At 66.5% G+C, this 11,586-nt stretch carries 9 protein-coding genes; all 9 read right to left on the bottom strand.

Annotated features, from left to right (window positions below):
• Positions 1 to 30: 30 nt before the first annotated feature.
• On the bottom strand, positions 31 to 1,344 hold the full coding sequence (locus ACZ54P_RS37475) for a type III PLP-dependent enzyme (protein ID WP_465466354.1): 1,314 nt from the start codon (positions 1,342 to 1,344) through the stop codon (positions 31 to 33).
• 14 nt (positions 1,345 to 1,358) lie between these two features.
• On the bottom strand, positions 1,359 to 2,672 hold the full coding sequence (locus ACZ54P_RS37470; protein WP_465466353.1) for a DUF6271 family protein: 1,314 nt from the start codon (positions 2,670 to 2,672) through the stop codon (positions 1,359 to 1,361).
• Positions 2,654 to 3,715, bottom strand: coding sequence for a phytanoyl-CoA dioxygenase family protein (locus ACZ54P_RS37465; protein WP_465466352.1), 1,062 nt, complete (start codon positions 3,713 to 3,715; stop codon positions 2,654 to 2,656). The genes ACZ54P_RS37470 and ACZ54P_RS37465 overlap by 19 nt, the downstream gene beginning before the upstream one ends.
• 34 nt (positions 3,716 to 3,749) lie before the next feature.
• Complete coding sequence (locus ACZ54P_RS37460; RefSeq protein WP_465466351.1) at positions 3,750 to 5,534, bottom strand: ABC transporter ATP-binding protein; 1,785 nt, start codon at positions 5,532 to 5,534, stop codon at positions 3,750 to 3,752.
• Positions 5,531 to 7,408, bottom strand: a complete 1,878-nt coding sequence (locus tag ACZ54P_RS37455) for an ABC transporter ATP-binding protein (RefSeq protein WP_465466350.1) — start codon at positions 7,406 to 7,408, stop codon at positions 5,531 to 5,533. The genes ACZ54P_RS37460 and ACZ54P_RS37455 overlap by 4 nt, the downstream gene beginning before the upstream one ends.
• A gap of 1,411 nt (positions 7,409 to 8,819) precedes the next feature.
• Entirely contained in the window at positions 8,820 to 9,848 is a 1,029-nt protein-coding gene (locus ACZ54P_RS37450) for a GNAT family N-acetyltransferase (protein ID WP_465466349.1), read from the bottom strand.
• Positions 9,845 to 10,771, bottom strand: coding sequence for a hypothetical protein (locus ACZ54P_RS37445; RefSeq protein WP_465466348.1), 927 nt, complete (start codon positions 10,769 to 10,771; stop codon positions 9,845 to 9,847). The genes ACZ54P_RS37450 and ACZ54P_RS37445 overlap by 4 nt, the downstream gene beginning before the upstream one ends.
• Positions 10,759 to 11,379 (bottom strand): hypothetical protein, encoded by a 621-nt coding sequence (locus ACZ54P_RS37440; RefSeq protein ID WP_465466347.1) that lies wholly within the window; start codon positions 11,377 to 11,379, stop codon positions 10,759 to 10,761. The genes ACZ54P_RS37445 and ACZ54P_RS37440 overlap by 13 nt, the downstream gene beginning before the upstream one ends.
• A complete protein-coding gene (locus ACZ54P_RS37435; RefSeq protein WP_465466346.1) occupies positions 11,363 to 11,542 on the bottom strand; it encodes a hypothetical protein in 180 nt (59 codons plus the stop codon). Before ACZ54P_RS37435 ends, ACZ54P_RS37440 begins: the two co-directional genes overlap by 17 nt.
• Positions 11,543 to 11,586 lie beyond the last annotated feature (44 nt).

Raw genomic sequence — 11,586 nt, 5'->3', positions numbered from 1 at the left:
AAACCGGGCATGGAATTACCAAACGAACACTCAGTCATCAGTATGTGGTCCCCGCCCGGCCGTACCCCCGACTGCGAGAGCAGGGAACGGGACCTTCGCGAAATCCCCTGACGTGCGACTTCCGGTGGCCGTCACCGTGGTGAACACTCGCGTGGGCCGTTTTCGCTCATCGGTACCACCGCTGTGCGCCACCGTGTACGGGAGCGGGCTGAAGCCGTTGAACCCCAGCGTGGTGTAGCTGGTCGTGTAGGCGCCGCTGGAGAGTATCCACACCGGATCGCCAGAGGCCACGCCCAGGGGTACTCGGGCCGGGTACCGGCCATGACCGGCGGCATCGTCGCTGTCACAGCTCGGCCCGGCGACGATGGCAGGAACGTACTCGCCATCCCGGTGCGCCGGGAACTCCAGGCGATACTGGATCTGGTCCATCTCGTACAGGCCGTTGAACTTGCCACAGCTCAGGTACAGCCAACGCCGGCGCCGGCCGTCGAGCAGTTCCCGGTCGGACAGTCGTGCCACGTGGGCACGGATCGCGCCGTGGTCGGCGACCAGGTACCGGCCCGGTTCGATGACGAAGGCCAGGCCGGCCCCGGCCGCTTGCCGAAGCTGCGCCATGCCCGCCCGGATCGTCTCGAATATCCTGTCGAGCGGGGGAATCAGGGGCCTGCCCTGTTCGTCGAGGTAGCCGAGCGCGGGAAGACCGCCACCGAGGTTGACGTGTTCGAGCAGGATCCCCTTCCGCTTCAGGCCGATCAGCACCTCCGCCAGGGAATCGAACGCGCGCCGCCACGCTTCGGTGGTCATCTGCTGCGAACCGACATGCACCGACAAACCCGAGACCTTCAAGCCCATCGCTCGCGCGGTTTCCGCCACGCGCAACGCTTCCGGCCCTGAACATCCGCTCTTGCCGCTCAGCCCCCAAAGCGCTCCGTCCCCGGTGGTGGCCAGACGGCAGAACACTTTCGCCCCCGGGGCGTGCGCGGCGATCGCCCGCACGTCCTCGACGCTGTCCGTGGCGAAGTCCCGCACTCCCAGCCGGAACGCGTCGAGAATGTGCTGATCGGATTTGACGGTGTTCCCGTAATGCACCGAACCGGGCGGCGCTCCCGCGCCGAGCGCGGTCGCTATCTCACCGGGGCTCGCTGTGTCGAATCCGGCTCCCTGCCGTGCCAAGAACTCGACAACGGCGTCCACCGGGCAGGCCTTCATCGCGAACCTGACGGCGACACCGGGCAGTTCGCGTTTCAAAGAAGCGTAGCGGTCGCCGATCCCCGGGAGGTCGAAGACGATCTGGTCCTCGGAGGCCGCCGCCAAGGCGGTGAGCAGTCGCTTGTCGTCGAACATGGTGTGGCTTGTCCTCATCCGCCAGGCGGGGATACGAGATCCGCTTCCCTGCTCGCCAGCATCAGTCGTTCCCAGTGGTCGATCAGCAGTGCGAAATCCGCGATGTCCTGCCGAGCCTCGGAAAGCAAGCGGGAGCCTCTCGACGCGAGGATCTCAGCGAGTTTCGTGTACCTACCACCGAGTTTCCGGTAGCCGCGCTCGAGACAGGCCAGTCGCAGCAGGTTCTCCTCGTCGTCCAGCTCGAGACTTTCCCTGACAAATGCCGAGATCGCGGACGCGCGCACGTGATTCCGTTCGTCACACAAGGACTTGCCGGCCGTCTTCATCCGGCCGTAAATGAAGTTCAGGTACTGCATCGAAAGGAAGAACTTGGTCAATCGCAGCTGGTAGCCGACGAAGCCGGAATCGGTTCGCCGTTCCGGCGTATAGAAGTTCACGATATCGCGATTGTGCTGAACCGCGGGCAGTCCGGTGGCGTGGACGACGTGGAGCAGGAAATAGTCGCTGCCGATCGTGTCCGTGGCGGGCAGCAGCGGTATCTGCTCATGCACCCGCGAAAAGCCGATGTTGCACATGTCCACGCGCATCGGGTCGAGGACGGTCAGTGTCGAACGGTCCTGGGTGAACGAGCCGGTACCGGCCCCGCGGAAGGACTCCTTCACCAGGTTCCGCTTCTCTTCTTCCGAAGCGCCGACAGGAGCCCAAAGGCTCACGATGTCGTAGTAGACGTCCTCGTCCATGCGGTGGATCTCCTCGATGTCCACCGAGGGTTCGCCGACGAAGGAGCCACCCACCAGGACGACAGGCCGCTCCGCGACACCCGGCTCCAGCACGGATTCGGAAACACCGCGCGCCGCGTCGGCCGCGCTCTTGCCGAGCGAAGCGAGCTCATGGTGGATCGGGAAGATCTTGGCGTCGTTCAGGATCTGATAGTGGCTGTCGGAGTCCCGGCGATGGACCGACTCGCATCCGAGTGCCGCGCCGAACAGGAACGCACGGTTGGTGCAGGCACCATAGGACACACCGGCCGGAAGCATCAAGCCGGGCAGCCGAGTCTGCCGGTCGAGGCCTGCTCGCCGGATGACCCGGTTCAGGAAGCTTCGCTGGTACGCCTCGTCCAGATGCCACAGGCTCACCTTCGGCACTTGGCGAGCCGCGTGGAGGACCTGAGCATGTGCGGCGAAGTCGTGCGCGTCAGAACTGTCCAGTACCAGCACATGCACTTCGACGTCGAATCGTTCGACGGCGTACTGCGCCTCTTCGATGACCGCGGACAGGGTGCCCGCGCAGGCCCTGTTCGTCGGCAGAGTCAGACAGATCTTCCGCATGCCTTTTCTCCTCGTGGCGAAGTGTGCTGTCGTCGCCACGGTTCGAGGCCGAGCAGCTTCGCACCCAGGTCGTTCAGTTCGGCGGCCGGATACCTCTCGCATTCTGGCCTTTCCCCGGCACCGACCAGCGTGCGGTTCCACTCCGGCGTCTTCAGCCGGCGCCAGGACTCGACCCGCGATCGCTTCAGCGTGGTGTGCGATTCCAGCGAGGGCATCATGGCGAGGTACTGGACGGCCCGCACCCCCTCCCCGGAGGTGTTGGGCGCCACCCCGTGTGCCAGCATTCCGTTCCAGATCAGCAGGTCGCCCGCCTCGAGTTCCGGCCTGACGACCGGAGTCCGCGCCCGGTCTATCGACGGCCGGATCGGATCGCGATCCGGGGGCTGCGCCGCCTTCCACTCCTCGAACGCCCGGAACAGTTCCGGCGCACACTGAAAGCCGCCGAGATCGGGCCGCGTGTCGTTGAGCGCGATGATGCCCTGCACCCGTTGCGGTGGCTCCGGCGCCGTGCTGTCGAGATCCCAATGCAGCTCGATGTCGAACCCCTTCTCCGTGGGCTCGATGAGCGACCGGGACCGGTTCCCGACATTGGGCGGGTTGAGGTTGAGCCGGTCCAGGCTCACCCACAGTTCTTCGCAGTCCCACACATCCACGAACGCGTCGTACACCCGCCGCGTCTGCCGGGAGTCCCACAGGAGCTGGTGGTGGTAGGCCTCGACGAAGCCGTAGATGTACAGATCGCGCTCCAGTTCCGTCCGGAACCCGCGCTCGGCATACCAGCTCTCCGGCCGACGGGGATCGAGCCCCTGGAACTCCCAGGCGAAATCCAGCAGCGATTTCGCGGCCGAGGCCGAAATCGCCCTTCGCACGATGACATAGCCCCAGGTTTGCCAGAAGTCGAAATCCGCTTCGGAAAGGACCCGCAACGGCCGGGTCTTCCGGATCTCCTTCAACGGGACCTGCGCGACATACGACTCGCCGTCGGAACTCCAGTAGGGAATTTCCGAATCCGCTCGATACAGGTCGTGGCCACGTGGTGGCATCTACCCTCCAAAACAAGACATCATCCAGGCGGCGTCAGCTGTAACTCCGAGCCTGCAGCTCGAACAGATCGGCGTAGAGTCCCCGGCTCGCGAGCAACTCGGCGTGGTCACCGATCTCCGCTACCGTGCCGCCCTCCAGCACGACGATGCGGTCGGCCATCCGGACCGTCGAAAACCGGTGCGAAACGAACAGCGTGACGCCGCCGTGGCTTCCCACCTCATCGGCGGAGCCGGCGTACTGCTCGAAGGTCGCGTGCTCGGCCGCCGCGTCGAGTGCCGCGGCGGGCTCGTCGAGCACGAGCATCAATGGCTGATCGCGCAGTGCGGAACGAGCGAGTCCCAGGGTCTGCCACTGCCCGCCCGACAGTTCCGCGCCATCCGTGTAACCGTGCCCCAGCGCGCCGTCGAGGCCACCCGGTACCCGCCGCACGATCGGCTCGGCACCGGCCCGGCTGAGTACACCGTTCAAGACGTCGTCGTTCCCCAGCCGGGCGAGGTCACCCACACCCACGTTCTCGCGCAACGTGAACTCCAGCCGCGCGAAATCCTGGAACAACGTGGAGACCGCGGATCGCCATTCCTCGGGAGGCATTTCCCGCAGATCGACACCGTCGACCAGTATCCGGCCCGCCGTGGGCTCGTACAGCCCGCACAACAGCTTGACGAGTGTGCTCTTACCCGCGCCGTTCTCTCCCACCAGCGCGACGGTCCGGCCGGCGGGCAGGTCGAGGTCGACCTCCCGCAGCACCGGTCGATCGCTTCCGGGATAGGTGAAACTCACCGCCTCGAGCCGGATGCCGTGCCGCAACCGCGCCGGGACGGGCCTGACCGCGGACGGTGTCCGGGGCTCCCTCGTCGGCCAGGCCTTCAGCGAATCCAGCCTCCGCAAGGTGTGGCCCGCCGCGTGCAGGGTCGACAGCACGCTCAACGCGGCGGCGACCTGCGCGTTGACCTGCACGGCCAACGTGATGACGAGAACGACGTCGCCGACGGTCACCAGGCCGCGGACGGCCTGCAGCAACACGAGATAGATGGTGGCGCAGACAGCGGCGGCGAAGGACACCTGGCCGAGCGCGCGCAGCGCGGCTCCCGCCAGCTGCCCACGCCACAACCTCGTCGTCGCCTGCCGCCAGCTTTGGTCATGCCGCCGTCTCAGCGCCGTCTCCGCACCGAGGATCCTGGCTTCTTTCGCCGACGAGGACGAGGTCGCCACGTGCAGCAGATGCCGTGCCAGCCGGTTCTGTTCCACCGCGGCGTCGCGCGAGCGGTCGATGGACCGCTGCGCGTAGCGGCCCATGATCACCGGCGGCAGCGCGCCGAGTGGCAGGAGCAGCAGCCACGGTTCAAGCGAAGCCAAAATGACGGTCGTGAGGATCAGTTGCCCGCCGAGCAGCACCACCTGCAGCAGCGCTTCGATGTAGGCCCGCGCCTTCTGGATCTCCTCGCGCACGAGTGTGACCGTGTCGGCGAACTTCGCGTTGTCCAGATGTTCGACCCCGGGAGTGCCGTTGACGTAGAGGATGAGCTCCGAATTGATCCGCGACTCCGCCAGTTCGCCGACTTCGTAGTAGTACAGATGCGCGAAGTGCCCCATCATCAGTTCGGCCACGAGGACCAGGGCTATGAGCACCCCGATGACGAAGGTCGCCCGAAGCTGACCATCGAGCAGGTTGTCGGTGAAGGCTCCCAGGGCGAGCGCGATCCCCGGTGTCGCCAGGTAACCCAGTGTCAGCAGGACGATCGCCTTGAGCAGGCGGGCCCGGTCGGCCTGCCACGCGAGGGTGAGCAACCATCGTGCGGTGCGAGCAAGGTTCTTCATGAAACCTCGTCCATTGTGGATTCGGGAACCGGCGGCGCCGTTTCGTCGGTGAACCGTTCCGCCTGCAGGCGGAACAAGGTGGCGTACCGCCCGCCCGCCGCGACCAGTTGGTCGTGGGTACCGCGTTCGGCGACCCGGCCGTGTTCCAGGACCACGATCTGGTCCGCCCGGCGAACGGTGGAGAACCGGTGCGAGATGATCACCGTGGTCAGGCCGCGGGTGATGTCCAGGAAGCGGTCGAAGAACTCGACCTCGGCGCGCACGTCGAGTTGCGCGGTGGGCTCGTCGAGGACCATCACCGAGGCTCCCGCGTTCACCGCGTGCAGGGCGCGTGCCAGTGCCACCCGCTGCCACTGGCCGCCGGAAAGGTCCCGGCCCCCCTCGTACTGACGAGACAACACGGTCCGCGGACCGTCCGGCATGGACTCCAGCATCTCCGCGGCTCCCGCGCGCCGGGCGGCCGCCAGCAGATCCTCGGCCGAGGCGTCGAATTCGGGCGCGCCGAGCGCGATGTTGTCGGCGAAGGAAAGTTCGTAGCGCACGTAGTCCTGGAAGATCACGGCGAGCCGCCGATGCCAGTCCCGCGGTTCGATGTCACGCAGATCGTGACCGTCGACGGAGATCCATCCGGTGGTCGGGTCGTACAGCCGCGTCAGGAGCTTGACCAGCGTGGTCTTACCGGCGCCGTTGAGGCCGACCACTGCCAGTGAAGTGCCGGCCGGCACTTCGAGATCGAGGCAGGCGAGCACCTCCCGACCCTCGGGGCGATACCGGAACCCGACGTCGTGGAACCGGATCGACCGCAGCGGCAGGTCGTCGGCCGGCAAGGACAGGCCGGGTTCGAGCGGGCGCAGGGAGCGGCCTTTGGCGCGGAACGCCAGCAACGCCTCGTAGGCCAGCGACCCGTACTGGGTCTGCACGTCGCATTCCGGGAAGTAGACGCCGAACCGCATCAGGATCAGCACCGATTGCAGTGCGATGCCCAATTCCAGCAGGCTCAGCCCACCGTGCCCGGCCAGCAGGAGGAACACGACCGTGGCGCCGACGAGCCCGGCCGCGGACAGCCACAGGAACGGCGGCCCGAGCAGCGCCCGCCTGCCTCGCCACATCGTGCGCAGATAGCCGAGGTCGTCCCCGCGGTGCCGGTCGCGCAGCCAGTCGACCAGCCCGAGAAGACGGATCTCCTTGGCCGCTTGCGGACCGGACGCGAGTGCCTTCACATAGGACACCTTGCGCCGCTCCCCGGCCAGCCCGTCGTAGAAATCACCGAACTTGCCAAGGGAACCGCGTTGACCGAAGCGGATCACCACGGCCGTCACCCCGATCACGACGGCGGCCAGCGGACTCAAGGTGACGCCGACGAGGACGACCGCACCGACGAGTTGCGTGTACCTGGCCACCAAGGCCACGGCGCCGGCGGCCGCGTCGCCCGGCGACGCGGAAGCGCGGTCGAAGGCCTCCCGCGCGGCGTTGACGTCGTCGAGCAGATCCGGGTCGTCCAGCGCCATCGCCGGCGCGTCCACCAGCGCGGCGCGCATGAGCAGGCCACGGCATCGGCCGTCGACATGCCGCATGACCAGTTCACCGGCAGCGGCCTGAAACGGGGCGAGTGTCTGCTGCATCCCGAAAGCGACACCGGCCACGGCCAAGACGGCGAGCAGCTCCGTCCACGCGGCGGGATCGCCGCCGACCGCGGTGGGCACTCGCTGCAGCAGCACGCTCATGGCGACCACGAAGCCGATGGGGAGCAATCCGAGCAGCACGTTGAGCAGCAGCACCACCGCCAGCGTGGCGGGTGGAACATAACGCAGCAGACTCAGTATCCGCAGCCAGCGGCTCGCACGCCGCCACACCAGGCCCACCAGACCGGTCACGAGCCAACCTCCGTCACCGTGCATCACCGCCTCCCGCGTGATCACCGGAGGTTTCCACAGCTTGCCAGACCGTGCGACAATATGGCAAATCTTGCCCCCCGCTTGGCAAATGGGTTCCCGCAGCACACTCCGCGTGACGGATCGCCCGGTGCGACCGCCAGGACGAGGACGGTTCGGATGGAGCAGAGGACATTCCGCAGCACCGGGCACCGGGCTTCGGTGATCGGCCTTGTCGAAGAAGGTGCCGCCGGAGTCCGCGGCGCACCGCGGACGCGTATAGAGACGGGCGCAGCGAGCGACTGATCGGCCGGTTTCTTCGCGAACTCGACGGCCAGGCGACGGAGAACATCCTCGTGGCGACTAGAATCATTGCCATAGCCAAACAAGGCGAACGCGTCGCGATGAAGCGGACTCGCCCGAGAGGCACAGCCTGGGCTTTTGACTGTCCATAAGGGACACTTGTTGAGACAGAAGCGCCCGTTTGGGCTGGATTGTACGGTTTCACCAGGGGGTCGTGAGTGATTTGGGTTGTTCTAACCCTCATTAACACTCACGACCGCACGCAGAATCGTACACAGCGACATCAATCGGGCGCTCACTTGTCAGAAAAAGTCCCTTGTGGACATTGAAGCCGGCAGGCGTCCAGAATCAGGGCAGCCCTACCTCGACTTTGCCGGGACCCCGACTTCCAAGGTAAGGAAGGAGACCTTCACGGACTTCCCAGCTTTGAGGCTTCCGGTGAGGGATGGCTTGGGGCGGTCACGAGGGACGATTTTTTCTATTGAGGCGTATGGCAAAGGTAGCGTGTCGCGAAAGCCACTTTCGGGACGTCACATGTCCCGAAAGTGGCTTTCGCGACACGAGCAGCAGCGGCCGCAGCTTCGAGAGAACGCGCCGCAGAAGTGTCAGTCACGACAACCTTGCCTTGCCACTCAAGAACCCGAATCGCCACTCACGACCAACCGGACCGACGACCCACCGCCGGGCCGAGACCACGTCGCGAAGGTCTCGCGAAAACGGCTCGGCCACGCCATATTCGCCCTACCCTGCCTACCTCCGGCCAGACTGGCTCGGCCAGTCGACTTCCGAGGAGGTCGACCCCCCGGAACCCGAGAACCGGAATTCCCCTGTTTCACCGTTCGATGTCGCGTCGGAGGACTTTCGCACAGCCTTCCCCTATCTTTCTCAGGCGTAAACAAGAACAGGTGGAATGGGTTTTCCCTCGGCGCGATTCGCCGGGCGTTACCACCCAATTTCCCCAGCAGAGACCAGGTTCGGTTCCAGGAAACACCCCAGTGAACGTTCCTGCCTTCCAGAAAATTGTTACACGCGCCACTATCAGGTTGAGACTCGTCGACTACTCCTGCTGGTCAGGGGCCTGTCCGACCGGCCGGCGCCCGGTATGAACCCGTTACCGGCGCGGCGCCGCCAGCCGCTTTTCCACGGCGGGGAGCTCCTGCTGGACGGCGATCAGGGAACGCAGGGCCGTGTAACCCACCTCGCGGTTGACGCGGATCATGTGCGCGTTCTCGGCGCCGGTCGTGGTGCCGATCCGCTCCAGCGCGGGACAATCGACAAGCAGCCACCGCATCATGTGTGCCTTGACGCAACGTCCCAAGCCCACACCGCGGTGCGCGGCGAGCACGGCCGTGTCACGCTGATATCCCCAGTCGGGGCGCCGGGGATGGGTGCAGAGTTCGGTGAATCCGGCGACCGTCCCGGACACCTCGTGCAAGGCGACGACCACCCGCTGCACGAGCCCCTGTGCCCGCAACTCCGCTTCCTTCGCCCGCACCCGTGGCACCGACCACTCCGGCCACCGGAAACCCGATTCCCCCAAGGGGGCGTCGCGGATCGCCCCTCGTGCCACAGCGTACGAATCGACGACGCCGGGCGGGGCGGATCCCCGCCACCGCAGCAATCGGTACCCGGCGGGCACGTCGACCTCCCATGACCGCCGGTCGACGTCGGCGATCACCAGCACCTGTCTCGTGATCACGCGTACCGGCCGGAACCCCAGTGCCTCGGCCCACAGCTGTCCCGCGGTGCCCGCGACCACTTCCCAGCACTCGACGACCCGCCGCGCGTGGAGCTTCAGTTCCGGCAGCTGCGCACGCAACATCGCGGCCCCGATCCCCTGGCGGCGGTGTGCGGGATGGACCCGCACGTCGGTCAGCCCGATATCGCTGTTCTCCTCGTCCAGGAAACGCACCTCGGCGAACGCCACGACCTCCCCGCCGCGACGGCCCAGCCAGTACACGACCGCGCCCGAACCGGGCATAGGCCTTCTCATCCGCGCGGCCAGCTCCGCGAGTGGGAGCGGAAGTTCGCCCGGCCGGTCCACGACCTGACTGGCCAGCATCACCCGGTGGCAGACGACGAAGTCCGCCTCCGTGGCCAGAGACGGATCGAACCGCTCGATCACCAGATCGGTGGTCACGGCCCTCGAGCCGCTCTCACCGGTTCGGGCTCCGGCGCCGCCACGCGCCCACCGCCTGACGAACATCCCGCGCAGAGCAGCAACGCGATCATCACCGTTCCGAAGCCGGGCAGCCCCAGCAGCAGACCGATGGCGACGTGCAGGGCGATCCCGCATCCCAACGCCGGCTTTCCCCATCTACCGCCTGCCAGGATCGCGACGGCGATCAGGTACTGGAGCGCGACCACGCCCCAGGTCGCCGACGCGATGAGCCCGCTCGAAGCGAAAAGCGGGTCCAGGAAACCGCGGATCGGAAGGGGAAAGCCGAATTGCGCGTCGAAGGCCACCATGTGCAGGGCGTCACCCCGCGACCACGCCGGGTCCAGCACTTTGTGGGTGGCTGCCGTCAGGTAGATCAGCGCCATCTGGCCGCGAAGGCACCACTGGGCCGCGAACGAACTACCTCGCCACCGCATGGGCAGTGGGATCACGGGGGCGCTCCACTGCCATGTTCGGTCGTCCCCGAGGCAGATCGGGACGAACAGCATCGCTCCGATCGCGGCTGCTCTGTCGCCCCCGTTGGACAACGGCATGCTGACCGCGAGGCTGAAGGTGATGTACCAGTGGGGAAGGCAGGTCCAGCGAGGACGGTAACCCGACAGCACGACCAGCAGCGTGGCGATCGCCAAGAGCCTGGGGAGCACCTGCCCCGCCTCCGTTTCGGCGGCCAGGCACCACAAGGAGGCCGAACGGAAGCCACCACAGCGCAGGCCCTGCGGTGCGTCAGGCGAAGCCACGAACAGCGTGGTATCAGGATTGAAGAAAAGAACGCTCAACGTCGCGGCGGCGAGCAAGCTCCGCCCCACCGCGAAGGCCCGCCTCCGCGGTTCGTGCTGGTCGATCGCCGTACCGAGTCTGCGCCGGAGGCTGGTCAACCGCTGCATCGCAAATCCAGCGAGGCGACTCGGTAGGCCGCCCAGGGCCCGTCGCGCCGGGATCCGGCTTCCGATGACGACGCGCGTTCGATGGCGAGCACGGCGCGGCCGCAGAGTGTCGGTGACTTCAAAGGATTTTCCGCCCGGTAGAGCAAAGCCGGGTCCGGTACCTTCTCACAGTGCACCTCGCCTCCCAGGCCGCATTCCTGCCAGTACCGATCCGGGATCCGCTCGGCGATTTGCCGTACCTCGGTCGTGTACACGTCGTGTTCGCGGTTGAGTCCGCCGAGCCGCGGGCCCCAGACCTGCCGCTCGCGCAGGCGGACGAGCCGATCATCGCGCCCGGCGTGATAGGGCACGACCGAGTCCTTGTCCAAGCCGATGAAGAAGACCCATTCCTGTGGCCACAACACGCGATACGCGTCCAGGCGATCCCGGACTCCCCCGGATATCCCGAAAAGGTCGACCTGCGCGAGACACGCGATGACGAAGCCGAGCCCCAGCACCATCGAAGTGAGCACGAAACCCCGGAAGCCGTGCTCCGGATCCTCGCCCTCGGTGACGCCGTGAGCGCCGGCTCGACCTGTCCCCGAATCGCGGCTAGCCGTGGTCGGCATCTGAGACGTCGTCCCAGTTCACCCCCGAGAACGGTTCCTGTTCCACCACACTGTTCTGCGAGCGCGGTTTCCGGTCGTACGTCTCGTCGGAAGGCGTGCCGGTCGCGACCGCGATGACGAGCGTCGCGGCGACGCAACCTAACCCGAGCATGATCGTCCGCATCACTATCCCCCAGTTCAATGGTATACACCACCGCGATGCGATAT

The organism is Amycolatopsis sp. NPDC034160 (assembly GCF_055575355.1).
The sequence above is the reverse complement of the archived record's forward strand: the minus strand, read 5'-3'. Positions and strand labels throughout refer to the sequence as shown.

Bases quoted from the DNA above. Each gene is read 5' to 3' on its own strand.
- ACZ54P_RS37475 (WP_465466354.1), bottom strand. From the start codon at position 1,344: ATGTTCGACGACAAGCGACTGCTCACCGCCTTGGCGGCGGCCTCCGAG.
- ACZ54P_RS37470 (WP_465466353.1), bottom strand. From the start codon at position 2,672: ATGCGGAAGATCTGTCTGACTCTGCCGACGAACAGGGCCTGCGCGGGC.
- ACZ54P_RS37465 (WP_465466352.1), bottom strand. From the start codon at position 3,715: ATGCCACCACGTGGCCACGACCTGTATCGAGCGGATTCGGAAATTCCC.
- ACZ54P_RS37460 (WP_465466351.1), bottom strand. From the start codon at position 5,534: ATGAAGAACCTTGCTCGCACCGCACGATGGTTGCTCACCCTCGCGTGG.
- ACZ54P_RS37445 (WP_465466348.1), bottom strand. From the start codon at position 10,771: ATGCAGCGGTTGACCAGCCTCCGGCGCAGACTCGGTACGGCGATCGAC.
- ACZ54P_RS37440 (WP_465466347.1), bottom strand. From the start codon at position 11,379: ATGCCGACCACGGCTAGCCGCGATTCGGGGACAGGTCGAGCCGGCGCT.
- ACZ54P_RS37435 (WP_465466346.1), bottom strand. From the start codon at position 11,542: ATGCGGACGATCATGCTCGGGTTAGGTTGCGTCGCCGCGACGCTCGTC.